Origin of the sequence: Rhodococcus sp. AD45-ID (assembly GCF_003023755.1) — a bacterium.
Classification (GTDB): Bacteria; Actinomycetota; Actinomycetes; order Mycobacteriales; family Mycobacteriaceae; genus Rhodococcus_F; species Rhodococcus_F globerula.
On the sequence record NZ_PYHL01000001.1, the window covers coordinates 1,851,499 to 1,876,222 of the forward strand.

Genomic DNA, 24,724 nt, shown 5'->3' on the forward strand with positions numbered 1-24,724 from the left:
GTGCCCGTCATGACAGTGCGGCCGAAACACCACAGCGTCGTGGCCGCGGTGTACAGCCTGGCGTTGACATTGTTGATCCTCGGACCACTGCTCGGTCCCGGTTATCTACTGCTGCGCGACGCTGTCAGCACTCCCCGGTCGTACCTCACCGACTCCGCCCTCGGACTCACCGACGCCGCCGCCCGGGCCGTGCCGCAGGATGCGCTGATCGCGGCAGTGAGCACGGTTGTCGACGGTGGGTTGGTGGTGAAGGCGCTGCTCCTCGCCGCACTGTGGCTGGCGGGGTTGGGCGCTGCCCGCTTGGTCCGAGCCCTGCTGCCGACAGCCGGGCTCGGGCCGCAGTTGGTGGCGTCAACGGTCATGCTGTGGAACCCGTACGTGGCCGAGCGTCTGCTGCAAGGACATTGGAGCCTGTTGGCCGGGTACGGCGCTTTGCCGTGGATCGTGATCGCGGGCATCGGGGTTCGACGCGCTCAGCCCGGCGCCTGGTGGGCATTGGCCGCATCGCTGGCATTCGCGGGCCTGACACCTACCGGCGCGCTCCTGGGGTTGACCATCGCGTTGGTGGCCGTAGCCTCCCCAGGCGGGCGAACGTCGGTTCTACGACGCGTCAGCGGCGTCTTCGCGCTCTTCCTGATCACTGCCTCGCCGTGGCTCGCGGCAACACTTCTGTCGAGCGGCGCCTCCGACGGTTCCGATCCCGCCGGTGTGGCAGCCTTTGCCGCCCGCGCGGAACCGGGCCTCGGAACGCTCGGCAGCCTCGCCGGGCTGGGCGGTGTCTGGAACTCCGCTGCCGTCCCGGACTCTCGCACAACACTCTTCGCGGCGGCAGGGACGCTACTACTCCTGATCGTGGTGCTCAGCGGCATTCCCGCGCTGTGGCGACGGCGTCGCAATCCTGTGATCACCGCCCTGGCAGGGCTGGCACTCGTCGCGGTCCTGGCCCCGGCACTCGGCGCGACACCGTGGGGCCTGGGTGTTGGTCGCTGGTCGGTCGAATACTTCTCCGGCGCAGGCCTGCTCCGCGATTCCCAGAAATGGGTGGCGCTGGCGGCGCCGTTCTACGCACTGTCCGCGGCAGCGGGCGTGATGTGGGCACAGCGACGCTTCACGCTTCCGCGCCCTACGTGGTCGATCGCCGCTGTTGTCGTGACGGTCATGGCTCTGCCCGACCTCGCGTGGGGCGTCGGCGGGGCTCTGAAACCGGTGCAGTATCCGCAGTCCTGGACCGTTGTCGCCGAGCAGTTGCGAGGCGAAACCGGTGATGTGGCAGTGCTTCCCACCGGAATGTTTCGAGCCTTCTCCTACACCGGTGACGCTCCGGTTCTCGATCCGGCTCCGCGATTTCTCCCGCTCGATGTACTGCAGACCGGCGAACTGATCGTGGCCGGTGGCTCTGTCGGCGGCGAGGGAACACGCGCCGCCCAGGTCGAGGAACTCCTCCTCACGGGCGGAAGCAACACCGAACTCGCGTCCCTTGGCGTCGGCTGGGTGCTGGTGGAACTCGACACTCCTGGCCGATCCGACGACGCGGCGCTGCGCAACCTCGAGAGAGTGTTCGCAGACAACTATCTCGAGCTATACCGGGTGCCCGGAGATGTTGCACTGCACCAGGCTTCGGCATCTGCCCGGATCATCGTCGCGCTCGCCCACATCGCCTGGGTGATGACGGGCGTTGCGGCTCTACTCGTGCTCGGACTGAACCAGAACCGGATTCGACTCGCGCGACGTGACAAGACCTGAAACACGCTGTCCGACCGTCGTCGCCGACAAAACCTCGAAAACACCGGTTCCCGTTTGTTCCCACGAGAATTCGCTCGACCACACCCGAGCTTTCTCACCGAGCACCGTCCGCAGTTCGTGATCCTGCAACAGGGTGCCTGCAGCCTGCGTCAATTCCGCCACATCGCCGTCGCCGACACTTTCGCCGCCTACCAGAAGACCCGTCACGCCGTCGACGATGGAATCGGTCAACCCCTTGGAACTGCGGTAACCAACAGTCGGAACTCCGTGTTGCGCGGCCTCGATGACGGCGAGGCCCCACCCTTCCTTGCGGGACGGCATGAGGTGAATCCAGGACTGCGCCAACAGTTCGTGTTTGCGGGACTCGTCGACGTGCCCGTGGAATGTCACCGCGTCGCCGATCCCGAGTTCGGCAGCGCGATCACGCAGGTTCTGCTCCCACCAACCGCCGCCGATGACGTCGAGGTGAAGTTCGGGCTGCGTCGGGCGAAGTGTGGCAACCGCTTCGAGCGCGTCTTCGATCTGCTTGTGCGGCACCAACCGCGAGAGCACCGACATGGTAGGCCGGATCGCCCGGGTGATCGAACCACCCGCGTCGACGCCCATCGGAAGACGATCAGCTCCGTTGCGCACCACGGCAATTCGATCGCGGTCGACGCCCAGATCCACCAGTTCCTCTGCCGAGGGTAGTGACACCGTCAAGTACTGGTTGTCGCTGTGACGCTTCGGCGACAGGCGCGATTCCACCCACCACCCGATCCGTCCGACGAGTGTGCCTGCCACCGGCCACTGTTCGCGGTGGCAATGGTGCACGAGCAGCGTGACCGGCGCACCGGCCACCATCTTCGAGAAGAAGGGAATCCCGTTCTGCGTGTCGACCACGGCGTCGGGGTGAAGGCCTTTCAGGGAACCGAACCCGAGGCGTCCGGCCGCAATCGCGGCCAGTGCCCGCGGGTACACGCTGAAACGTCCGCCGGAACGACTGATGGTGATGCCGTCTCGATACTCGGTGGCGGGCGCACCCGGGTACGACGCCGTCCGCAGAGTCACCTTGATGCCGCGCGCCGCCAACTGGGTTCCGACCTGCTCGAGGTACCGCTCACTTCCGCCGCCCTGCGGATGCCCGGTGTCACGCCAACAGAGCAACAGAACCTCGTGCACGTGCGTTACTCCCTAGAGCTCGTCGGTGACCGGCGCGGATGCGAGTGGTCCTGCGGGGGATGCCCACCCTGACCGGTCGGTAACCCTGCGGAACACCCTAACTGTTTCCGCGTCCGTATTGCCGCGCTCCTCACAGTGAAATTGACGGTGTTCATGGAGCAGAAGTCGCAGTCGCTAAAGTTGATTCTCGTGACCAAGCCCGCAGTGACCCGCATTTTCGGCCGACGGGCAACCCTCAAACGATCCGTCGGCTTGCTCAGCGACTTCCGCCACGAGCAGACCGCGCCTGACATCTTCTACGGCGCGCTCGCTCGCGATTCCGTCGAATTGATCTCCGACCTGCATGAAGGTCACACCGGTCACACGCTCGACGGCCTCACCGTCCTCGACGTCGGCGGCGGACCGGGCTACTTCGCGGAAGTGTTCCAAGCTGCCGGTGCCCGCTACATCCCGGTCGAACCCGATCCGTCGGAGATGCATGCCGCGGGCCTGACCGTCGGCGGCGCGGTGCGCGGATCAGGCCTGGCGTTGCCCTTTCGGGATTCGTCGGTCGATATCTGCTTCTCCTCGAACGTGGCGGAACACGTCAGCGAGCCGTGGCTCATGGCGGAGGAAATGCTGCGCGTCACCAAACCCGGCGGACTGATGGTCCTCTCGTACACCCTGTGGTGGGGTCCGTTCGGAGGGCACGAGACCGGTCCGTGGCACGCTTTCGGTGGTGAATACGCAGCCAAGCGGTACCGCCGCACAACCGGCCGCGAACCGAAGAACAGGTACGGAGAGTCCCTGTTCAAAGTGGGTGCCACCGACGGTTTGCGCTGGGCCCGCGGAACAGACCAAGGTGAACTACTCGCCGCGATCCCCCGATATCACCCGTCTTGGGCGTGGTGGATGGTTCGTGTTCCCGGCCTTCGCGAATTCCTCGTGAGCAACCTCGTTGTGGTCCTCGAGAAGCGTTGACATGATTCGCCTCGCCCTCGACATCGGCGGCACCAAGATGGCTGCCGGTTTGGCTTCCGAGGACGGGTGCGTTCCCGAATTCCGCACGGTTCCCACACCGAAAACGGATACGTGGGCAGCCTGCGCGGCATTACTTCAGAGCGTTGCCGACGGACGCGCGGTTGACGCCGTCGGAATCGCCTGCGCCGGCCCGGTCGATACCGTCGGCGGTGTTGTGGCACCCATCAACATCTCCGAGTGGGCTGGCGGCTTCCCCCTGCAGGACGCGGTACGCAGGGTTTTCCCGGGCGCTCGAACCGCTCTGGCCATGGACGGGGCTGCCGCCGCACTGGCCGAACATCACCACGGCGCCGGACGCGGAACCCTGGACCTGTTGAGTCTGGTCGTCTCCACCGGCGTCGGCGGCGGAGTTGTCCTTGGCGGTCGCATCGCACCTGGTCGTACGGGAAATGCCGGCCACATCGGGCACCTTGTTGTCCCTGGAGCCGACGAACCCTGCTCGTGCGGTGGCGTCGGCTGCCTCGAGACGGTCGCGAGTGGTCCGGCAGCAGTTCGTTGGGCTCGCAGTCAGGGGTGGACCGGCACCACGGGCCTCGAGCTTGCCGACGACGCCCACCGCGGCGACGCCCTCGCCCGGGCAGCGCTTCACCGTGCCGGAACCGCGCTGGGTGTTGCCATCGCGTCGGCTGTGGCACTTCTGGATGTAAATCTTGCGGTGGTGGGCGGCGGATTTTCCCAGTCCGGCTCAGCCCTGTGGGAACCTCTCCGCGAATCGGCTGCCCGACATGCCCGTTTGTCGTTCATCAAGGACCTACGAATCGTCTCCGCCGAGTTGGGTGAGCGTGGAACTCTGACCGGCGCGGGGCTCCTGTCGCTCGTCGCCGCCATCTGACACGCGTTCTTCTCCGAGAAATCCGCAGGGAGTCCCACTAAACGGGTGCCACCTGTTCCCAATTTCTGTAACGTGTTTTAGTGTTCTGACTCACACCGTTACGGGCATTGCGCGTGACACAAGCGGGAAGGAGGTGACCGTGAGCCCCGATGTTTCCTCGACAGAAGCCGAGCATCACGCACAGGTCGCCCGACCAAGTGATTCCCTCCGCGACACCGAAGACCTCCGCGAACGCCTGGAACGCTGGATGGCCGGGAAGGTGCCGGCCGGATCCACCGTGACCGTCGCCGATGTCACCCTGCCCGCAGCCAACGGCATGTCCAGCGAAACCATCCTCTTCGACGCGACCTGGGACGGCGATCATCATCCGCTGGTCGCCCGTGTCGCCCCGGCAGAGACCACCATGCCGGTGTTTCCGACCTACGACCTCGAATCCCAGTTCCGCACCATGGCGCAGGTGCACGAGCACTCCGCGGTGCCCGTACCGACGGTGTACTGGTCCGAATCCGACCCGGATGCGTTGGGTGCGCCGTTCTTCGTCATGGAGCGCATCTCCGGTGACGTGCCTCCCGACGTCATGCCGTACAACTTCGGATCGTGGGTCACCGAAGCGTCCCCGGCGCAGCGAAAGACTCTCCAGCAGAACTCGGTCGACGTCCTGGCGCAATTGCACGCCATCGACAATCCGATCGAGCGCTTCGATTTCCTCCAACTGCCTGGTTCGGGACCGACTGCGCGAGAGGCATTCTCGGCGCACATCGCCGAGCAGCGCGCATACTACGAGTGGGTCGTCAAGGATGGCGTCCGATCGCCACTCATCGAGCGGGCACTCGACTGGGTCGAAGCACACAATCCCGCCGACGATTCACCGGCCGTGCTCTGTTGGGGCGACTCACGCATCGGCAACGTCATGTACCAGGACTTTGCACCAGTTGCCGTACTCGACTGGGAAATGGCAACTCTCGGCCCGCGTGAGATGGACCTGGGCTGGATGGCCTTCCTGCACAGGTTCTTCGAGGACATTGCCGGGTTGGCAAACCTGCCCGGTCTTCCCGACTTCCTGCGACTGCCGGACATCGCGGCAACTTACGCCGACATCACCGGTCACACACCACACGATCTGGAGTTCTACGTTACGTACGCAGCGCTGCGCCAGGCCGTCATCATGTGGCGAATTCAGGCCCGTGCCATAGCTTTCGGTCAAGCCGAGCAACCCGCAGACCCCGACGACATGATCATGCACCGCGCATCGCTCACCGCGATGCTCGACGGCACTTACTGGGAGAGGTTGAACTGACCATGTTGTCGCCGATGGACGATTACCCCATTCACCAGATCGCGGAACCGGTCCGCCACGTCGCCACCTCGGACCGAAACTTCTACGACCGCTACTACTTCAACTGCTACCCCACCGGCAACAACGACACCTTCCTCATCGTCGGTCTGGGCCAGTACCCCAATCTCGGTGTCATGGACGGTTTTGCCGTCCTACGCCACGGGGATTACCACATCGTGGCCCGCATGTCGAAAGCCCTGGGCGCCGATCGCACCGACACCACGGTCGGACCACTGCGCATCGAAGTGCTGGAGGGCCTGCAGAAACTTCGTGTCGTCCTCGAACCCAGCAGCGAATACGATCTCTCCTTCGACATCACCTTCGACGCCACCATCCCGGCAGCGCTCGAGCCCAAGCACTTTCGACGCCAACTCGAACGCGTCACCTTCGACACGTCCCGTTTCCTGCAGACCGGAACGTGGACCGGCAACCTCACCGTCGACGGGGAAAAAATCTCGATCGACCCCGATACCTGGCGCGGAAATCGTGACCGCTCCTGGGGCGTACGGCCGGTCGGTGAAGCCGAGCCACCCGGCCGACGCGCCGTCGACGGTATCCAGAACTTCTTCTGGATCTACTCCGTCATGCAGTTCGACGAGTTCACCATCTCGGTCATCATGCAGGAAGACGAGCAAGGCCGTCGCATCGTCGAGGAAGCGATGCGAATCTGGCCGGAAGAAGGACGCGATCCGGAATGGCTCGGCCGGCCGGAGCACGACCTGATCTTCTGCCCCGCCACCCGCGACGTCACCGGAGCTACCCTCACCTTCCACCGGCCCAGCGGTGAGGTTCTGACCGTCGACTGTGAACTGTTGCTGGCCAACCACATCGGCATCGGCACCGGGTACGGCCTCGAACAGGACTGGCGCCACGGCATGTGGCAAGGCGAACTGGTTGTCCAAGGCCTGCGACACAAGGTCCACGAATTCGAACCCATGCAGCGCATGTTCTCCCCCGTGGACAATCTCAGCAAATTCCATCTCACCGAGGGTGATCAGACCTTCGACGGCACCGGCCTTTTCGAAGTCGCTGCCATCGGACCCCACGAGCGTTACGGCTTCACCAGTTTCATCGATATGGCACCAGAGCGCGAGACCGACAACACCGAGGAAAGATTGTGATGACGAACTACGACAAGCTCTACATCGGCGGCGAGTGGGTAGCCCCCGCCACCGACCAGGTACTCGAGGTGTTCTCACCGGCAACGGAGGAGCGCGTCGGAAGCTGTCCCGTCGCCGCTCCGGCAGACATCGACGCCGCAGTCTCCGCTGCGCGCAACGCTTTCGACAACGGACCATGGGCCAAGACGACCCCTGCCGAGCGCGGTGCGATCCTCGCGAAGGCCGCCAAGCTCCTCGAAGAGCGCAGCGCAGATCTCAACCAGCTCATCTCCAACGAGATGGGCCAGCCGCCCGCCATGGTCGGCATGATGCAGCAGACCCCGTCGATGGCGACGCTCGGTTTCTACTCCGAACTTGCCGACAAGTTCGCGTGGGAAGAGAAGCGCACCGGCGTCTTCGGGCAGACCAAGGTCACCCGCGAGCCCGTCGGCGTTGTCGCTGCCGTTCTCGCGTGGAATGTTCCGCTGTTCCTCGCGATCAACAAGCTGGCCCCCGCGCTGCTCGCCGGCTGCACCGTCCTGCTCAAGCCGGCCCCCGAGTCACCGCTCTCGGTCCACGTGATCGCGGAAATCTTTGCTGAGGCAGGCGTTCCCGCCGGCGTCATCTCCGTGCTTCCCGGCGGCGCCGAGACCGGCGAATACCTGGTCTCGCATCCTGACATCGACAAGATCACCTTCACCGGCTCGAGTGCGGTCGGGCGCAAGATCGGCGCCATCGCCGCCCAGAACCTCAAGCGCTGCTCCCTCGAACTCGGTGGCAAGTCCGCCGCCATCATCCTCGAGGACGCCGATCTCGCTGCCGGAATGCCGATGCTTGTCATGTCGGGCCTGATGAACACCGGTCAGGCGTGCGTCGCGCAGACCCGAATCCTCGCTCCCCGTTCGCGTTACGACGAGGTCATCGAGGGCCTCAAGACCGCGGCTGGTTACATGACCGTCGGCGATCCGTCCGATCCGGCCGCGCAGCTCGGCCCGCTGATCTCCGAGAAGCAGCGCGAGCGCGTCGAGGGCTACATCGCCAAGGGCAAGGAAGAGGGCGCTCGACTGGTCCTCGGCGGCGGTCGTCCCGCCGGACTCGACAAGGGCTGGTACGTCGAGCCGACCATCTTCGCCGACGTCGACAACTCCATGACCATCGCCCGCGAAGAGATCTTCGGACCCGTGCTGTCGGTGATTCCGTACGACTCCGAGGACGAGGCCGTCAAGATCGCCAACGATTCCGACTACGGCCTCGCCGGATCCGTCTGGACCACCGACATCGATCACGGCCTCGAAATCGCGGCGCAGATCCGCACGGGCACCTACGCGATCAACTGGTACGCCTTCGACGCCGGTTCACCGTTCGGCGGTTACAAGAACTCCGGAATCGGCCGCGAGAACGGACCTGAGGGCCTCGAAGCCTTCTGCGAAACCAAGTCCGTGCTCATGCCGCCCGGATACACGAGCTGAGTTAGCACCCGTTGCACACAGTGAGCACCCCTTCCAGCACGACGGAAGGGGTGCTCACTTCATAGAAGCTGTGCTCACTCCCCAGACATAACCGTCCGAGCGGGCTTAGCCTTAGCTCCGTGACCACCGAAACGGAAGCATCGGCTGACGAGAGCACCACCACCGTTGTCCTGGCCTTTGCCGCAAACGCGCTGATCGCCGGAGCAAAAACAGCGGCCGCGATCGTCACCGGATCGGCGTCGATGGTTGCCGAAGCCACCCACTCGTGGGCCGACACCGGCAACGAGATCCTGCTCCTCATCGCAAACCGACGATCCAAGCGCGTTCCCGATCGCGATCAACCCCTCGGCTACGGCCGCGAAGCCTACATCTGGTCGATGTTCGCGGCCCTCGGACTCTTTGCGCTTGGTGCCGGAGTGTCGATCACCCACGGAGTCCAGGAACTGTTCCATTCGGAACCGGCCACCGATTTCGGAGTTGCCTACGCAGTCCTCGGCGTCTCCTTCATCCTCGAAGGCATCTCGTTCCGCCAGGCCTACAAACAATTGCGGGCAGAAGCTTCGGCCGTCAACAGCGATGTTCTCACGCAAGCTCTCAATACTTCCGACCCCACTACCCGGGCTGTGTTCGCCGAAGATGCTGCGGCACTAATCGGTTTGATCATCGCGTTCGCTGGCGTCCTGCTGCACCAGATCACTGGTTCACCGATCCCCGACGCCCTCGGATCCATCTGCGTGGGCATCCTGCTCGGCGTCATCGCGATTATCCTGATCGACCGCAACCGACGTTTTCTGGTCGGTGAGGAAGCGTCACCGACCCTGCGCGCCGCCGGCATCGAGGCACTGACACAGCTTCCCGACGTCAACCGAATCACGTTCCTGCGCATGGAATACCTGGGACCACGGCAGGTGTACCTGGTTGCCAGCATCGATGTCGTCGGGGACTACGCCGAATCTCGAGTAGCCCACACACTGCGCGACCTCGAGCGCACACTCGAGCAGAGCCCACGCGTCGTACGGGCGATTCTGACGCTCTCGACACCAGAAGAACCGTCGATCACGGTCTGAGCGATACGCTCCCTTGATGCGCGCACTGGTCGTTGTACTGATGGTCCTCGGATTTGTCGTCGGGGGAATTCCCTTGTTGGGCGTCCTGATCGACGTAATGACCAGTTCGGACCAGGACATCGTGTACCAGGGAGGGTACGCACCGCTAACAAATGTGCAGATGAGCCGGGATTACGAATCGTCGCTGAACCTCTACTTCGATTCTCAATCGAATGCGTCGAGGAATTGGTTCCTGCTTGCCAGTTTCCCATTCCTCGGAGCAGGTTTGGGCGCTCTGACGGCTGCGCTGATGGGGCGCCGCGGGTGGCACCTGACGCGAGCCTGAAAAGACGCCGGTGGCCGCCCCACCGTCGAAACGAGGGGCGGCCACCGTCAGAACAGAGTCAGATGTACATCGCAGGATCGATGTAGCTGTTCGGATCCACCAACTTCTCCTTGGCGGTCCGCGGCCGAGCCACTGCCGGAATACCCGTCGCAATGGAATCGGCTGGAACATCACGCGTCACAACAGCATTGGCGCCGATAGCACTACCTTCGCCGATGACAACCGGTCCCAGGATCTTGGCACCCGCACCCACGGTGACCCGATCGCCGAGCGTCGGATGGCGCTTGACCTGCTCGAGTGAACGGCCGCCGAGCGTGACACCGTGATAAAGCATGACGTCGTTGCCGATTTCAGCCGTCTCACCGATTACGACGCCCATGCCGTGGTCGATGAAAAACCGTCGACCGATAGTCGCGCCGGGATGGATCTCGATGCCCGTGGCAAAACGTGTCAGCTGCGACAACACCCGGGCCGGACCGCGCAGAGCGGGCACAGCCCACAGCTTGTGTGCGATCCGATGCGACCAGATGGCATGCAGCCCTGAGTAAACGAGGGCATTCTCCACATTGCTGCGCGCGGCAGGATCCTGACCGCGCGCAGCCTGTAGGTCCTCGCGAATGACGCCGAGGATACTCACGTATCTCAGTCCCGGATGTGTTCGAACAGTGGGGTGGAGATGTAACGCTCACCGAAGTCGCAAACAACCGCCACGATCAGCTTGCCCGCATTCTCGGGGCGCTTTGCCAACTCGAGGGCGGCCCACACGATGGCGCCGGACGAGATGCCACCCAGGATGCCTTCCTGAGTTCCGAGAGCGCGAGCGACCTCGATGGAATCGGGGAACGAGACGTCGATGATCTCGTCGTAGATTTCACGATCGAGGATCTCGGGTACGAAGTTCGCACCGATTCCCTGGATCTTGTGGGGGCCGGGCTGGCCACCGTTGAGGATCGGCGAATCGACGGGCTCAACGCCGACGATCTTGACCTCGGGCTTGTACTTCTTGAGAGTGCGTCCGACGCCGGTGATGGTGCCGCCGGTGCCGATACCGGAAACGAAGATGTCGACGGCGCCGTCAGTGTCGGCCCAGACCTCTTCACCGGTCGTCACCTCGTGGATGGCCGGGTTGGCGGGGTTTGCGAACTGGCTGGCCGAGACAGCGTTTTCAGTCTGCTCGACAATTTCCTTGGCCTTGGCGACTGCGCCGGCCATGCCCTCGGAGCCCGGGGTCAGCACGATCTCGGCGCCGTACGCACGCAGCATGACGCGACGCTCGGTGGACATCGTCTCCGGCATGGTCAGGATGACCTTGTAGCCACGAGCAGCGCCGACCATGGCAAGTGCGATACCGGTGTTACCACTGGTGCCCTCGACGATGGTTCCGCCGGGCTTGAGTGCTCCGGACTTCTCGGCAGCGTCGATGATCGCAACACCGATCCGGTCCTTGACGCTGTTGGCCGGATTGTAGAACTCGAGCTTCACTACAACCTGTGCGTCCAGACCCTCGGTCAGGCGGTTGAGTCGCACCAGCGGGGTGCGCCCGACCAATTCGGTGACGTTGTTGTAAATACCGGTCATTTCCGTACCTCCATGTGGCCGCAGTGTCGACCGGGTCGTTTCGTTAATGACGTTATTGCATCATTCGGTGTGTCCTATAGCTCAACCGGGCCGGTAAAAACCCGAGAACTACCAAAATAATCTCCTCGAATGCCGAATGCCGCATCTGTTCGATCAGATGCGGCATTCGGGTTACGCAGAACAGAATCGCGAGGGACTCAGCCCAGGCGCTGCTTCAGAGCTTCGAACTCGTCACGGATACCGGTGGGCAGCTTCTCGCCGACGAAGTCGAACCACTCCTCGATCAGCGGGATCTCGGCCTTCCACTCGTCGATGTTCACGGCGAGGGCCTCGGTGATGTCGGCGTCCGACACGTCCAAGCCGTCGATGTCGAGTGCCGATCCCGTGGGAACGACGCCGATCGGGGTGTCGATACCGGCAGCCTTGTGCTCGATACGCTCGACGATCCACTTCAGGACGCGAGAGTTCTCGCCGAAGCCTGGCCACAGGAAGCGTCCGTCGTCGCCGCGGCGGAACCAGTTCACGTAGAAGACCTTGGGCAGCTTGGACTCGTCGGCAGACTTGCCGAGGTCGATCCAGTGCTGGAAGTAGTCGCCCACGTTGTAGCCGAGGAACGGAAGCATTGCCATCGGGTCGCGGCGAACCGTACCGACCTGGCCTTCGGCTGCTGCGGTCTGCTCGGAGCCGACCGTGGCGCCCATGAAGACGCCGTGCTGCCAGTCGCGGGCCTCGGTGACCAGCGGAACCGTCGTCTTACGACGTCCACCGAACAGGATTGCCGAGATCGGCACGCCCTTCGGGTCGTCCCACTCGGGAGCCATGATCGGGCACTGCGACATCGGGGTGCAGTAACGCGAGTTGGGGTGAGCGGCCTGCGTACCGGATTCAGGCGTCCACTCGTTGCCCTTCCAGTCGATCAGGTGCTGCGGGTCGCCTTCGAGGCCTTCCCACCAGACGTCGCCGTCGTCGGTCAGTGCAACGTTGGTGAACACCGTGTTGCCCTGGTCGATGGTGCGCATCGCGTTGGGGTTCGAGGACCAGTTGGTGCCCGGTGCCACGCCGAAGAAACCGAATTCGGGATTGACGGCGTACAGCTGTCCGTCGTCACCGAAACGCATCCACGCGATGTCGTCACCGAGAGTCTCGGCACGCCATCCGGGGATGGTCGGCTGGATCATCGCGAGGTTGGTCTTGCCACAGGCGGACGGGAATGCCGCCGCGATGTAGTAGGCCTTGTCCTCGGGGGAGATCAGCTTGAGGATGAGCATGTGCTCGGCCAGCCAGCCCTCGTCGTGCGCCATTGCCGAAGCGATACGCAGCGAGTAGCACTTCTTGCCGAGGAGAGCGTTTCCGCCGTATCCGGAACCGAAGCTCCAGATCTCACGATCCTCGGGGAAGTGAGTGATGTACTTGGTGTCGTTGCACGGCCACGCGACATCGGCTTCGCCATCGGCGAGCGGAGCGCCCAACGAGTGCAGCGCCTTGACGAAGAATCCGTCGGTGCCGAGCTTGTCGAGAACCTTGCTGCCCATGCGGGTCATGACGCGCATGGAGACGACGACGTACTCGGAGTCCGTGAGCTCGACACCCAACTTCGGATCCTCGGCGTCGAGGGGACCCATGCAGAACGGCACGACGTACATGGTGCGTCCGCGCATGGAACCGCGGTACAGGTCACCCATGAGGGTGCGCATCTCCGACGGGTCCATCCAGTTGTTGGTGGGGCCTGCGTCGATTTCTTCCTTCGAGCAGATGTAGGTGCGCGATTCGACGCGAGCCACATCGGAAGGATCGGAATTACCGAGGAACGAGTTCGGCTTCTTCTCGTCGTTGAGGCGCGTGAACGTGCCTGCCTCGACCAGCTTGTCGGTCAGCCGGTCCCACTCTTCGTCCGAGCCGTCCGCAAAGACGACGCGAGCGGGCTGGGTGAGTTCGGCAACCTCTTGCACCCATGCAAGCAGTTCCTTGTGCTGCGTGGGGGGCGTGCCGTCAGTTCCGTTGAGACCGGGAATGGTCGCTGAGGTCATCAAACTCTCCTGGGGTGAGCCGGAACCGGGTTCTCGTGACACCGGATGCAAACTGCAGCTCCCCGATACCAGTTGATCCCGGTGTCCCCCTCTCGACGGGGTCCAGCCGCGTCATCCACTCACGTGGATTTCACGGACGCCGGGTGTCCTATGTACTGAGGTTAACGCTGGCTGTTCACCTGCAGGTAATCGGGTGCGGTCAGAAATGTCACAGAAACGATTCAGATGGTGTATCCACAACGCGTACCCGGCTTCGAATAGAGGCAAACGGTCCCGGATCGCAAGGCGAACAGTCCTCTAGGTACGTCACTCAGTGCCTATTTTGCGTGTCACTCAGTGCCTATTTTCGGTGTCACACAGTGCCAGAATCGATGCGATCCCACACCAACGCACCGTGCGTGTCTCGGTGGCATTCCCACGCCGCGAAGTCTCCGTCCGACTCCACCATCGTCACGCGGTCGGCAGCGCCGTCACGATCGAAATCCGACACCACGACGATGGCAGCTGCATCGTTGTCCGGCGACACGACGCGACTGTCGACGATCCCGTCGCCATCGAGATCGAATGCGTCGAATGTCGTCGTCAGATCACCGACGTCGACAGTCCCCGTACCCGGTCCGAACGTTGCCGGGTCGATGCCCTCTGCCGGTAGATGATCTGCCGGCACGTCGAACCGTCCCATGTCGACGACGTCGGCGGTGATCAGAAATCCGTCCATTACTTCCCCCTGTGCTTGATCTTGCTGGTGTCTTCTCCCGGCAACCCCTACCGAGATGCATCAGTACTACCAGATTTCCGTCGACAGTCACCGACAAAAATCCGGGCCTGTGGACAACTCGTTCAGGCCCCGGCACCGTTCAGAATTGCCAGGTCACGTTCACAGGCGGCCAATTGTCCGGAACGTGCCTGTCCCAGTGCTCGGAGCTCGACATCGATCTCCGCAATTCGCGCTTGCGCCGACGCAACCAGCTCTCGGCTCTCCGCCAGGATCGCGCTGCCGAGATCCACTTCCGCGTCAAGGAGTCGGTTCAGCACGCGCTGCTCCCATTGCGCTCTGACGGTGGCCATCGTTTCCGCCAGCCACGCACGAGCGTGCGCCCGATCTGCCGCAACTCCTCTCGTGCGGCTCAACCACCACGCCGCAGTTGCGCCAAGCACCAGAGTTACCGGAATGCTCGCGATGTCCAGGGCCGGCACCATCTCCAGCGGAATGACCGCGATCCGCCCCAAACCGAGCCCCGCCGAGGCACCGACCAACACGGTGATGCGCTCTTCGTTACCACGCGGCCGTGTCGCGGGGTCGTCGGGAAAATGTGGGAGTGCGACGCTTACACCCGTTTCGCCGATTCCGACTGCTGTGGCGATCGCAGCGTCGAAAGCCACTGTGTTGCTCTCGACTTCGTGTTGCAGACGTGCCGGCAAACTGTCGAGTTCGCTTCGGGTGGACTCGTCGATCCACAGGCGCGCCGACGCCACTGTCGTTCGAGTGGTGTCCGCGATCTGCTGCGAAAGTTCGGCTCGCGCGCGCTGGAGCCTGGTCCTCATCTGAGCAAGTCGTTCACTACGTCGACCGTCACGGTCGGTGAGTAATTCGCTGCGCTCCGCACGCAGTTCGCCGCCGGGATCGCTCTCGCGCAGGTTTCGAACCTCGAGGTCGATCATCCGTCGGGTTTCCGCGATCACACCGCCGCCAGGCTGAGATACGGCGCGTCGACGAACTGCGTCGACGGCGTGGAACAACGGTGCGACACCGCCATGCTCGGACAGGACGATGATTGCCGCCCCACCGTAAACATCACTGTGATCTGCAAGAATGCGCTGATCGCGGTCGCGAACCGATTCCCAGTCCGGGTTCACATCCGTCTTGGTCATCACAACCACAAACGGCAAGCCTCCCACTCCGGACTCGTCGAGCAGTTCCAACTCTTCCCGCCCGATCACACTTGCCGCGTCGACCACCAGCAGCACGATGATGGCATCGCTTGCATGATCGACGCTCGTGTATCGGCCCGCCACGCTCAGGAGCATTTCGACCTCTTCGCGACCACATCGCGGCAGGCCGAGAACGAAAACACTTGCATTACTTGATGATTCATCAGCCCAAGCGACATCGACATCACCAGAGAGCCCAGCTGGGTTCCATCTCCGAACCACAGGATGGACCGCCGCCGGCAGCACGGAAGCTACATCGCTCACGCGCTCATCTCCGACCGCTCTCGCTCACCGCCGAGAAGCACCCACCGCCTGACGTACGCCCGGTGGACCAGCGATATCGCGTCGGCCCATGCGCGATGTTCACGTTGCGTCGGCCCGCCCCACCACTGAGCGCATCTGCGCGCTTCCTCGACCGTTGTCGGCGCAGGCGGTGCGCTTGCCACAAACCCACGCAGTTCCGGACGCACCAGCGCACCCGTCGCGGCAAAGATCAGACCGGAATCGGTCCGTAGATACTGTTCGATCTCATCTCGGGCACCGGCGACCTCCGCCGCCTCGGCGCCGGCAGCAACGCGCTCCAGTATCGATCGAATTCCGTCGACTCTGCGCCACCACCACATCTCGAGTAGCGGCGACAACTCACCGAAGAACGCCTCTCGACCTTGTCCGGTCAACGCGACCAGAGGAACGGTGACGGCGGAGAGCTCACCGGAAATCTCGGCTGCACGCGTGAGCGCATTCTCCCACCCGTCACCGATGTGGTCGGCTTTGTTCAGAACGGCAAGGCAGTGATCGGACGCGCGACCGACCGCGCGTCGATCTGCGTCTCGGAGTGCGTCGACCACGACGACCACAACGCAGTGACTACTCAGATCCGGATCTATCGCACCGGGCACGTCGAACGCCCTCGTCTCCGTCGGAATAACCGGCGCGCCTCCCACTCGATGGCTCGCGAAGACATCACTCTCGAGCAACGTGGTCACCGCGGACCGGCCGACTCCGCTACGACCGGCAACCAGTACCTGCAGCGGTGCTGTCAACGATCCGACTATCGAATGCACCGCCTCCGCGGCGTGCTGATCGATCGACATCAACCGGTAGGCAAGCCGTCGCAACTCGTCCATCGGCGGCGCGCAAGCGTCGTCGAGTGAGACTGCGGGCACAATTCGAGCCCACACCTTCACATTTTCCCCTGTGTTCATCCCCACCCCACGTTCCCCTTCGTGATGGGCAGATTCTGTCAGGTTTACGACGACACGGCTGTTCCCGGCAGGTCATCTCACGTTCAGCTGTCCGATTTCGCGGGCTGTTCTCCGGAATTTTCCCAGAAAGTCTCAACTCGAACTTCAGACCCGTCTGCGCTATACGGCAGTCATGCGTGACAATGGACGCGTGAACGAAGCCGATCAGCACGCACTGCCAACCCCGAACGCGGGCGAGACGGAAGACTCCAAGGGTTCCCGTCTCCATCCGCGCGTGACAAGTTTCCGTTCGCGCAGGGGTGCGCTGACCGACGCACAGCAGAAGTCCTGGGACCGCCAGTGGCCCCTTATCGGCGCCGATGTGTCCGACACTCCCCTCGACGCGACCGCCTGGTTCGGACGCGATGCCCCACTGATCATCGAGATCGGATCGGGCACCGGAACCGCGACCGCTGCGATGGCCAAAGCCGAACCGCACGTCAATCTCATTGCCATCGAGGTCTACCGCCCCGGGCTCGCGCAACTCCTCCAGCAGGTCGAACGCGAAGAGATCCCGAACGTCCGCGTCCTGCGCGGTGACGCGATGGACGTACTGGAAAACATGATTGCCCCGGAGTCGCTGACGGGTGTTCGGGTGTTCTTCCCGGATCCGTGGCCCAAGGCTCGCCATCACAAGCGTCGCCTGTTGCAGGCCCCGACGTTCTCGTTGATCGCCAATCGCCTCAAGCCAGGCGGAGTCCTCCACGTTGCCACCGACCACGCCGAATACGCGGAGTGGATCGAGGAAACCGGAAACGCCGAACCGCTCTTGAGCGCTCTCGACTGGGAATCACCGATGACCCACGAGCGCCCAGTCACGAAGTTCGAAGACAAGGCCCATAAGGTCGGAAGCGCAATTACCGAGCTTATATGGGGGAAGATCAGAGCATGAGCGTCAGCGAACAGTTATCCGACGACCTCGAGTCGTCAGGATCTCCCCTCGACCTCGGTCGTGACTCCCGCCACCCCAAGCGGGTTCTCCTGGTGTGGGACGCCCCCAACCTGGACATGGGCCTCGGCGCCATCCTCGGCGGCCGACCTACCGCTGCCTACCGGCCACGATTCGACGCACTCGGACGTTGGTTGCTGTCACGGACCGCTGAACTGTCCGCGCGTGAGTCCGGCAACCTCGAACCCGAAGCAACGGTCTTCACCAACATCGCCACGGGCAGCGCCGACGTTGTGCGCCCATGGGTCGAAGCGTTGCGTAACGTGGGTTTTGCGGTGTTCGCCAAGCCGAAGGTCGATGAGGACAGCGATGTCGATTCAGACATGCTCGAGCACATCGCTCTGCGGTACGGCGAGGGACTGGCCGGAATCATGGTCGCGTCCGCCGACGGTCAAGCATTCCGCGAACCGTTGGAAGACATCGCAGCGACCGGCATTCCGGTTCAGGTACTCGGATTCCGCGAGCACGCCAGCTGGGCTGTGTCGTCCGACATCCTGGACTTCGTCGATCTCGAGGACATTCCCGGTGTCTTCCGCGAGCCTCTGCCGCGGGTAAGCCTGGATACTTTGCCCGACGAGGGCGCCTGGTTGCAGCCGTTCCGACCGCTTTCCGCCCTGCTCATCGGGCGAAAAAGTGTTGCCGAGTAGGAGTTGATCAGTGTTCGCCAGCTGGGGAAGCATCGTCTATCGTGCCCGCTTCACCGTCATCGCTGTCATGGTGGCGGGACTCCTCGGGCTTGCCGCGTACGGCATGAGCCTGCAGGACCATCTCAGCCAGAGCGGCTGGGACGATCCGGGGTCACAATCGGTCGAGGCTGCAAAGCTCGCCGACGGCACGTTCGGACGTAGCACCGCCGGCGACGTTCTGGCGCTGTACACAGCGCCCGAAGGAAAAACCGTCGACGACCCGGAGTTCCAAGCGAAGGTCATCGACAGCCTGCAACGACTGGTCTCGGACCATCCGGATCAGATCATGAAGATCAACGGTTCGTACTTCAAGGTCGGTGACGGACTTTCCGTCGCCGCCTTGGCGGACCCGACGAAGCAACATGCCGTTGCCAGCGTGGCCATTGCCGGCGACAACGACACCGCGGTGTCCAACAACTTCCGCGATGTCGAGAGCGAGTTCTACATCGACGGTGTCAACGTGCAGTTGGCCGGTCTGCAGCCGGTCGCGAACTCGTTGAACGACACGATGGCCAACGACATCAAGCGCATGGAAATGCTCGCAATTCCTGCTGTCGGTGTGCTGCTCTTCTTCGTGTTCGGTGGCGTCGTCGCTGCTGCCCTGCCCCTGATCGTGGGCGGCCTGACCGTCATCGGTGCCAACGGCATCATCCGTCTGATCACCAATTTCACCGAGGTCAACGCGTTTGTCGCGCCCGTGGTGTCCTTGGTCGGGCTGGGTCTGGCCATCGACTACGGGCTGTTCATCGTCAGTCGTTTCCGTGAAGAAATCGCCGAAGGGCACGAGACGCCGACGGCGGTCCGCAGAACGGTCATGACCGCAGGCCGCACTGTCATGTTCTCGGCGACCATGGTTGCCGTCAGCCTCGGCGGCCTTCTGCTGTTCCCCCAGGGCTTCCTGAAATCCGTTGCGTACGGCGCAATCGCGGCCGTCATGCTTGCGGCCATTTCGTCCGTCACGATCCTGCCTGCCATCCTCGGAATCCTCGGCAAGCGGATCGATGCGTTGACGTTCAAGAGGCTTCGCCAGACCAAGACCAACGAGGAAATCGAAAACGGCTTCTGGGGCAACCTCACCAGGTTCGTGATGCGGCATCCGCTCAAGGTTGCCGTTCCGATCGTGGCCGCACTGCTCCTGATGATCATTCCGCTCACCGGCATCAAGTTCGGTGGCATCAACGAGACGTACCTGCCGCCCGACAGCCCCACGCGCGTAGCTCAAGCCGAGTTCGACGAGCTCTTCCCGGGTAACCGAACCGAACCTGTCCGTCTGGTCATCCAGGGCGCAGACAACACCGCGCTCGGCCAGATAGCGAAGACCGCCAACAACGCACCGGGCCTGGTCGAGAAGTTCACCCCCGAAGTGGCCACCAAGGACGGCGTCAACGTCCTCAAAGCCGGCCTGACCGAGCGCAACGAAGCTCGCCCCACCATCGACTACCTCCGCGCCGCGGACTGGCCGGAAGGCACGACGGTCCTTGTCGGCGGCACCCCCGCCATCGAGCAGGACAGCGTCGACGCTCTACTCGACCGTCTACCGCTGATGGTCGTCACGGTCATCTTGCTGACCACACTGCTCATGTTCCTGACCTTCGGATCGTTGGTCCTGCCGATCAAGGCAGCCCTGATGAGCGCTCTCGGACTGGGTTCGACGCTGGGCATCTTGACGTGGATCTTCATCGACGGCCACGGCAGCGAACTGCTCAACTTCACACCCGGCCCGATCATGTCGCCAGTTCTGGTGTTGATCATCGCGATCGTCTACGGGCTTTCCACCGACTACGAAGTCTTCCTACTCTCACGAATGGTGGAAGCGCGCGCGCAGGGTGCGAGCACCACCGAATCCATCCGCATCGGAACAGCGCACACCGGCCGCATCATCACCGCGGCGGCGTTGATCCTCATCGTGGTGACCGGCGCGTTCGGCCTGTCCGAACTGGTGATGATGAAGTACATCTCGTACGGCATGATCGCGGCCCTGGTCATCGACGCCACGCTCATCCGCATGTTCCTCGTGCCCGCCACGATGAAACTGCTCGGCGACGACTGCTGGTGGGCCCCGGCCTGGATGAAACGAATCCAGGAGAAGATCGGACTGGGCGAGCCGATCCTCGACAACGAACTTGCGCTCGTCGATGTCCCCCAGCTCACGCCCGTCGGCGCGATCGCCGGTCCCGGCCAGGCAAAAATCACCGAGTCAGCGCAGGCAAAAGCTGCGACGCCGTCGCGGGTACTCCCGCCCCCAGCAACGGTCGGGGGCAAGCGCGAACCCGATCCCCTCACCGAGCCCATCCCCCTCAGCGAGATGTCGGTCAAGGCGCCAACGCCCAGGACATACGCGCCCGGCGAGACACCCCGCCGCCGCAGTACCGACCGACCGGCCGGTGCGCCGCAGGACCTGATCGAAGCACCGGTCCCCAACCCGACGTACAAGGCGGCCAAGCCGGAACAAACGGCAACACCGACACCGGCTCCGACCGCCCGCCGCACCTCCCCCGCTACACCGGCTTCCACTGAACGACCGATCGAAAGCTGGTTGTCGGACCTGCGCACCCCGGGTGAGGCGCAACCTGCATCGAGGCCATTGCCGGCCGTCCGCACTTCGGCACCGACCAACGGTGCAGCAACAAACGGTGCAGCAACAAACGGTGCCGGCACCAATGGTGCTTCAACCAACGGGGCTGGAACCAATGGTGCTTCAACCAACGGGGCTGGAACCAACGGCGCAGCGACCAACGGCGCAGGCAGTAACGGAGCGGCCACCACCGGCGCGGCGTCTGAATCCACGCCCAACGGTCCGTCGTCCGGCAACGCAGTCAGCGGACGCCACCGCCCCGACGACGGTAATGCCGTGAGCGTCAGCGAGCTCATCGCGCGGCAGAAGCGGAGTTGATCTGGTCCGCCTTGCCGAAGGCGCGTGCATAGCGCGTCCCGACAAGCAGGAGCAGTAGCCCGACCACCAGGAACGCGACACCGCGAACCAGTCCGCTCAAGGTGGCGAGATCGAACAGGAAGAGTTTTGCCAGCGCTGCGCAGGTCAGCGTCAGGCCGGTTCCCAGCATCGTGTGTGCGTGCTCGCGATTGTTCAGTCCGAATACGAGTGCGGATGTGGCGGCCAGCATCCATACGACCGTTGCTGCACTGTGGCCGAACACAAACCCTGTTGTGCCGCCCCATATCTCGATGCCCGAAGCAACCAGTGCGCAGGTAGCGGCGTAGAGGATGCCCATTCCGCTGATGGCCCAGGCGACGGCGATGTTGTTCTCCGAGACCAATGCCAATCGACTCATGACCCACACGAATGCCACGAGCACTCCGATCGCCGTCAGGCTCGTGAGTGCCGTCAGCGCATCGAGATGGGCAGACGCGGCACGGGACGTCATCAACATGGACGGCGACGCGGATTCCAGGAATCCGATCAATCCGATTGCGGCAAAAACGGATCCGAGCGCACAGACGAAACGTGATCCGGTCGAACCTGCAATCACGATGAAGACGGTGGCGACGGCAAGCAGAACTGCAGCAGTCAACGACTGCGGCGACCCGGCAACACAGCACAGCAGCAGAGCCACTGCACCGGTACCGGCGATACCCATGCGCAGGTGAGTCGATAATGCCGTGCCGACTGCAGCACCGGACAGGAGCACCAGTGCCATGACGCCGTAGAGCAGGGAGGCCATCTGATCACCGAGGAGTACGTCGACTCCCAGCAGTGGGAGCGTTGCGACAATGAACGTCGCACTCGACCAGGCGCCCGCAACACCGTCACGCGACGGGGATCCCTTCCACTGCAAGGCAACTGCACCGCTCAGTCCGATCAGGGAGACAACAACAGCACTGAACGTCAATGCCGATGAATCAACCTGCATTCCATCGAAGAGGGACACTCCGATGATTGCTGCGATCAATACGATCACAACCGGCACTGTCCGGGCCATGCCAAGATATTTCCAGTCGCGACCGAGTTGAGCAGAGAACCCTGCCACTTGGAGAGCAACAAGAAAACCGATGAGCGACAACGTCAGTGCGCCGGCCAAGGCGGGGGCTGCCAATGCCGCGCCGAGCACGATCAGCAGCGCAAGAGGTTCGGAGTTCCACCTGACCGCCACCGAGACTCCGGCAGCAGCGATACCGAAGGCAATCACCATCGACAGCGGCGAGACGATCCAGCCGTACAGGACCGACGCTGCCATCACGTCGAGGTAGAGACCGGCAAATCCGGTGGCCGCCAGCGCGATTGCTCCCACCCTGCCGCCCGGGCGTCCGTACACCCGGAACCCTGCGAAGATCAGGGCACCGGACAGGGCTGCTCCGCCGATCACTCGAAGCGGTGGTCCGAAGAAACCGGCCTGGGCTGCCAGAACCAACAGCATGACAACACCGATCAAGGTGACTCCCACCCCGGCAATCGCGAGGAGTCGGCTGATCACGCCGTCACGTTGCCACCACGGCACACTGGGCTGCTTCGGTGGACTCGGTTGCATTGGCGGACTTGGCGGGCGCAGGTACTGCGGTTGCGGGGCAACGTGCTGCGAGGCCACGTGCTGCGGGGCCGGCTGTGGAACGTACGCGGGAACCTGAACGGGCGCCGCAGCCGGCGCTGCAGGCCGCATCGTGGTCAGCTGCGTCTGCAGAATCGACAGGTTCTGCCCCATGTGGCGCAACTGCCGTCCGATGCTTTCGCATTCGTCCGACAGAGCGGTCACCAGTCGCGGATCGACGGCAGGAGAACTTGGTGTGGTCATACACCGAGCTTGCTTCAGTCAATCCTCGATTGAATGAGTAGTACTACTCGACCGACATAGGGGCTTTCGGTGAGCACACCTTTCGATCTAGGACCCAAGGAACTTGCGAAAGGTGGTTCCGAAGGGATGCTTTGCAGTGACGCTACCGAAGCGCACCTTGCCGTGCACCACTACGTGAAGCGGGCCCATCTGAGGCCCGGACCGCACCTTGTTGGAAGCGCTGCCACCGATGGCTTCGACATCGTTCATGTCCACCGTGGCTTCTTCGGGGACGATCAGCGAGATCGAGCTTGCATAGTCGTTGATCGAGACATGCACGATCTGTGTTTGCATGACCGCACGCGTGAAATCTACGGTGACACTGGACATTCGAGTGTCGATCACAACGGCCGGCGGGACGATCCACGCGCCGTTGCGCGTCACTGTCGACATCCGTCCGCGGATGATCGCGGCATTGGCTGCGCCGTAGGCACCGGCCGCCGGAGGCCCACTCTGTCCGGCATAGGGCTGCGGCTGCGGATACTGAACCTGCTGATGAACCGGCGGCTGCTGGTAACCCGGGGCCGGATACTGATAACCGGACTGGCCGGCCGACGCGGGATACGCGGGAGGCTCGTAATCCGAGATCAAGGTGATACCCGGGAGATCGGCAAGTACGACGTTGAGTTCGCCCCTGGTCTTTGCAGCCAGCGCGGTGTCCATACGTTCGGTGAACTCACCGAGTGAGAGCATCCCCTGACCGACGGCTTTCTGCAGCAATTCGCCGACGTGCTCTCGTTCTGCATCCGATACGCGTAGATTCCTGGCCTCCATGGTTTCCAGGATAAGCGTTAATCGAGACTTTCCCGGATATCAGTCAAGACCCTGCTCGATTGCGTAACGCGTCAACTCGACGCGGTTGGCCAATTGAAGTTTGCGTAGCGTGGCTTGTACGTGGTTTTCGACGGTTCGGTGGCTCAGCGAGAGCCTGGTCGCAATCTGCTTGGCGCTGAGCCCTTTCGCGACCAGTCGCAGCACTTCGGTCTCCCGTTCGGTGAGTTTCGGGACCTCGGGTGCACGGTCGTCGGCAGGGGCGGTGGACATGCGTCGGTATTCACCGAGTACCAGTCCGGCAAGGCCAGGGGTGAAGACAGCTTGCCCGTCGTAGGTTGCGCGTACGGCTCCCAGGAGTTCGTCGACGGAAGCACTCTTTACCAGGTAACCGGACGCTCCCGCCTTGATCGCGTCCAGTACGTCGTCGCGTTCCGACGACGCCGACAGCACAAGGATCTTGCTGTGGGGCGAAACTTCGAGCACGGCTGCGGTTGCGTCTGCGCCATTTCCGTCGGGGAGGTGCATGTCCATGAGAACAACGTCCGGTGTCACTGCAGCGGCGCGGTTTCGGGCACGCTCGACGCCGTCTGCGGTGGCTGCGACGATGAATCCGGCTGCTTCGAGGTCGCGGGACACTCCGTCTCGCCACATCGGGTGATCGTCGACCACCATGACGGACACCCCTGCTACACCCTGC

Annotated in this window: 21 protein-coding genes; 11 read left to right on the forward strand and 10 right to left on the reverse strand. The window is 63.2% G+C overall.

The window, feature by feature from the left end; genetic code table 11:
* Nucleotides 1–9 precede the first annotated feature (9 nt).
* Nucleotides 10–1,743 (forward strand): hypothetical protein, encoded by a 1,734-nt coding sequence (locus C7T36_RS08225; protein WP_045064628.1) that lies wholly within the window; start codon nucleotides 10–12, stop codon nucleotides 1,741–1,743.
* Here C7T36_RS08225 and C7T36_RS08230 read toward each other — a convergent pair.
* Nucleotides 1,684–2,904, reverse strand: a complete 1,221-nt coding sequence (locus C7T36_RS08230) for a glycosyltransferase family 4 protein (RefSeq protein WP_045064630.1) — start codon at nucleotides 2,902–2,904, stop codon at nucleotides 1,684–1,686. The genes C7T36_RS08225 and C7T36_RS08230 overlap by 60 nt on opposite strands.
* Nucleotides 2,905–3,057: 153 nt before the next feature.
* Between C7T36_RS08230 and C7T36_RS08235 the strand changes: the two genes are divergently transcribed.
* The 7 genes from C7T36_RS08235 (at nucleotide 3,058) to C7T36_RS08265 (ending at nucleotide 10,053) form a co-directional block, all read left to right on the forward strand.
* On the forward strand, nucleotides 3,058–3,864 hold the full coding sequence (locus C7T36_RS08235; RefSeq protein WP_045064632.1) for a class I SAM-dependent methyltransferase: 807 nt from the start codon (nucleotides 3,058–3,060) through the stop codon (nucleotides 3,862–3,864).
* Nucleotide 3,865: 1 nt separating this feature from the next.
* The gene (locus tag C7T36_RS08240) at nucleotides 3,866–4,756 is read left to right on the forward strand and encodes an ROK family protein (RefSeq protein ID WP_045064636.1); all 891 of its coding nucleotides are present in this window, start codon (nucleotides 3,866–3,868) and stop codon (nucleotides 4,754–4,756) included.
* Nucleotides 4,757–4,889: 133 nt separating this feature from the next.
* Nucleotides 4,890–6,053, forward strand: a complete 1,164-nt coding sequence (locus C7T36_RS08245; protein ID WP_045064638.1) for a phosphotransferase family protein — start codon at nucleotides 4,890–4,892, stop codon at nucleotides 6,051–6,053.
* Nucleotides 6,054–6,055: 2 nt separating this feature from the next.
* Entirely contained in the window at nucleotides 6,056–7,213 is a 1,158-nt protein-coding gene (locus tag C7T36_RS08250) for a hypothetical protein (protein WP_045064641.1), read from the forward strand.
* A complete protein-coding gene (locus tag C7T36_RS08255) occupies nucleotides 7,213–8,661 on the forward strand; it encodes an aldehyde dehydrogenase (RefSeq protein WP_045064642.1) in 1,449 nt (482 codons plus the stop codon). Before C7T36_RS08250 ends, C7T36_RS08255 begins: the two co-directional genes overlap by 1 nt.
* A gap of 119 nt (nucleotides 8,662–8,780) precedes the next feature.
* Nucleotides 8,781–9,728, forward strand: a complete 948-nt coding sequence (locus tag C7T36_RS08260; RefSeq protein WP_045064643.1) for a cation diffusion facilitator family transporter — start codon at nucleotides 8,781–8,783, stop codon at nucleotides 9,726–9,728.
* A gap of 16 nt (nucleotides 9,729–9,744) precedes the next feature.
* Nucleotides 9,745–10,053 (forward strand): hypothetical protein, encoded by a 309-nt coding sequence (locus tag C7T36_RS08265; RefSeq protein ID WP_045064645.1) that lies wholly within the window; start codon nucleotides 9,745–9,747, stop codon nucleotides 10,051–10,053.
* Between the two features lie 58 nt (nucleotides 10,054–10,111).
* Here the strand turns inward: C7T36_RS08265 and epsC are convergent, their stop codons facing one another.
* From epsC to C7T36_RS08295, 6 genes are all read right to left on the reverse strand, one after another.
* Entirely contained in the window at nucleotides 10,112–10,690 is a 579-nt protein-coding gene (epsC, locus tag C7T36_RS08270) for a serine O-acetyltransferase EpsC (RefSeq protein ID WP_033231712.1), read from the reverse strand.
* Between the two features lie 5 nt (nucleotides 10,691–10,695).
* Nucleotides 10,696–11,631: a cysteine synthase A gene (gene cysK, locus C7T36_RS08275; RefSeq protein WP_045064648.1), complete on the reverse strand. Its 936-nt coding sequence runs from the start codon at nucleotides 11,629–11,631 to the stop codon at nucleotides 10,696–10,698.
* A 197-nt stretch (nucleotides 11,632–11,828) separates the two neighbouring features.
* Nucleotides 11,829–13,658, reverse strand: a complete 1,830-nt coding sequence (locus C7T36_RS08280) for a phosphoenolpyruvate carboxykinase (GTP) (protein ID WP_033231714.1) — start codon at nucleotides 13,656–13,658, stop codon at nucleotides 11,829–11,831.
* Between the two features lie 352 nt (nucleotides 13,659–14,010).
* Nucleotides 14,011–14,376 carry a DUF6802 family protein gene (locus tag C7T36_RS08285; protein ID WP_051730283.1) on the reverse strand — a complete coding sequence of 122 codons (366 nt, stop codon included), beginning with the start codon at nucleotides 14,374–14,376 and terminating at the stop codon, nucleotides 14,011–14,013.
* 122 nt (nucleotides 14,377–14,498) lie between these two features.
* Nucleotides 14,499–15,686, reverse strand: a complete 1,188-nt coding sequence (locus tag C7T36_RS08290) for a hypothetical protein (RefSeq protein WP_052683358.1) — start codon at nucleotides 15,684–15,686, stop codon at nucleotides 14,499–14,501.
* Between the two features lie 164 nt (nucleotides 15,687–15,850).
* Nucleotides 15,851–16,795 carry a hypothetical protein gene (locus tag C7T36_RS08295; RefSeq protein ID WP_239654622.1) on the reverse strand — a complete coding sequence of 315 codons (945 nt, stop codon included), beginning with the start codon at nucleotides 16,793–16,795 and terminating at the stop codon, nucleotides 15,851–15,853.
* A 172-nt stretch (nucleotides 16,796–16,967) separates the two neighbouring features.
* Here C7T36_RS08295 and trmB point away from each other — a divergent pair, with 172 nt between their 5' ends.
* Genes trmB through C7T36_RS08310 form a run of 3 tightly spaced genes read left to right on the forward strand, consistent with a single transcriptional unit; the run spans nucleotide 16,968 to nucleotide 21,362 of the window.
* Nucleotides 16,968–17,726: a tRNA (guanosine(46)-N7)-methyltransferase TrmB gene (gene trmB, locus C7T36_RS08300; protein ID WP_045064652.1), complete on the forward strand. Its 759-nt coding sequence runs from the start codon at nucleotides 16,968–16,970 to the stop codon at nucleotides 17,724–17,726.
* Nucleotides 17,723–18,430, forward strand: coding sequence for an NYN domain-containing protein (locus tag C7T36_RS08305; RefSeq protein ID WP_033231717.1), 708 nt, complete (start codon nucleotides 17,723–17,725; stop codon nucleotides 18,428–18,430). Before trmB ends, C7T36_RS08305 begins: the two co-directional genes overlap by 4 nt.
* Nucleotides 18,431–18,440: 10 nt before the next feature.
* Nucleotides 18,441–21,362 (forward strand): MMPL family transporter, encoded by a 2,922-nt coding sequence (locus C7T36_RS08310; RefSeq protein WP_045064655.1) that lies wholly within the window; start codon nucleotides 18,441–18,443, stop codon nucleotides 21,360–21,362.
* On the opposite strand, the gene C7T36_RS08315 is transcribed toward C7T36_RS08310, so the two are convergent.
* The 3 genes from C7T36_RS08315 to C7T36_RS08325 form a co-directional block, all read right to left on the reverse strand.
* Nucleotides 21,337–23,214 (reverse strand): DUF2339 domain-containing protein, encoded by a 1,878-nt coding sequence (locus tag C7T36_RS08315; protein WP_045064657.1) that lies wholly within the window; start codon nucleotides 23,212–23,214, stop codon nucleotides 21,337–21,339. The genes C7T36_RS08310 and C7T36_RS08315 overlap by 26 nt on opposite strands.
* A gap of 87 nt (nucleotides 23,215–23,301) precedes the next feature.
* Nucleotides 23,302–24,027, reverse strand: coding sequence for a DUF1707 domain-containing protein (locus C7T36_RS08320; protein WP_045064658.1), 726 nt, complete (start codon nucleotides 24,025–24,027; stop codon nucleotides 23,302–23,304).
* A gap of 39 nt (nucleotides 24,028–24,066) precedes the next feature.
* Nucleotides 24,067–24,699: a response regulator transcription factor gene (locus tag C7T36_RS08325; protein ID WP_045066679.1), complete on the reverse strand. Its 633-nt coding sequence runs from the start codon at nucleotides 24,697–24,699 to the stop codon at nucleotides 24,067–24,069.
* Nucleotides 24,700–24,724 lie beyond the last annotated feature (25 nt).

What these genes read in the sequence shown, in the direction of transcription:
- trmB (WP_045064652.1), top strand. Translation starts at nt 16,968, where the DNA reads ATGCGTGACAATGGACGCGTGAACGAAGCCGATCAGCACGCACTGCCA.
- C7T36_RS08320 (WP_045064658.1), bottom strand. Translation starts at nt 24,027, where the DNA reads ATGGAGGCCAGGAATCTACGCGTATCGGATGCAGAACGAGAGCACGTC.
- C7T36_RS08235 (WP_045064632.1), top strand. Translation starts at nt 3,058, where the DNA reads ATGGAGCAGAAGTCGCAGTCGCTAAAGTTGATTCTCGTGACCAAGCCC.
- C7T36_RS08290 (WP_052683358.1), bottom strand. Translation starts at nt 15,686, where the DNA reads ATGCTCCTGAGCGTGGCGGGCCGATACACGAGCGTCGATCATGCAAGC.
- C7T36_RS08250 (WP_045064641.1), top strand. Translation starts at nt 6,056, where the DNA reads ATGTTGTCGCCGATGGACGATTACCCCATTCACCAGATCGCGGAACCG.
- cysK (WP_045064648.1), bottom strand. Translation starts at nt 11,631, where the DNA reads ATGACCGGTATTTACAACAACGTCACCGAATTGGTCGGGCGCACCCCG.
- C7T36_RS08315 (WP_045064657.1), bottom strand. Translation starts at nt 23,214, where the DNA reads ATGACCACACCAAGTTCTCCTGCCGTCGATCCGCGACTGGTGACCGCT.
- C7T36_RS08225 (WP_045064628.1), top strand. Translation starts at nt 10, where the DNA reads ATGACAGTGCGGCCGAAACACCACAGCGTCGTGGCCGCGGTGTACAGC.
- C7T36_RS08295 (WP_239654622.1), bottom strand. Translation starts at nt 16,795, where the DNA reads ATGAACACAGGGGAAAATGTGAAGGTGTGGGCTCGAATTGTGCCCGCA.
- C7T36_RS08265 (WP_045064645.1), top strand. Translation starts at nt 9,745, where the DNA reads ATGCGCGCACTGGTCGTTGTACTGATGGTCCTCGGATTTGTCGTCGGG.
- C7T36_RS08280 (WP_033231714.1), bottom strand. Translation starts at nt 13,658, where the DNA reads ATGACCTCAGCGACCATTCCCGGTCTCAACGGAACTGACGGCACGCCC.
- C7T36_RS08325 (WP_045066679.1), bottom strand. Translation starts at nt 24,699, where the DNA reads ATGGTGGTCGACGATCACCCGATGTGGCGAGACGGAGTGTCCCGCGAC.
- C7T36_RS08255 (WP_045064642.1), top strand. Translation starts at nt 7,213, where the DNA reads ATGACGAACTACGACAAGCTCTACATCGGCGGCGAGTGGGTAGCCCCC.
- C7T36_RS08240 (WP_045064636.1), top strand. Translation starts at nt 3,866, where the DNA reads ATGATTCGCCTCGCCCTCGACATCGGCGGCACCAAGATGGCTGCCGGT.
- C7T36_RS08305 (WP_033231717.1), top strand. Translation starts at nt 17,723, where the DNA reads ATGAGCGTCAGCGAACAGTTATCCGACGACCTCGAGTCGTCAGGATCT.
- C7T36_RS08285 (WP_051730283.1), bottom strand. Translation starts at nt 14,376, where the DNA reads ATGGACGGATTTCTGATCACCGCCGACGTCGTCGACATGGGACGGTTC.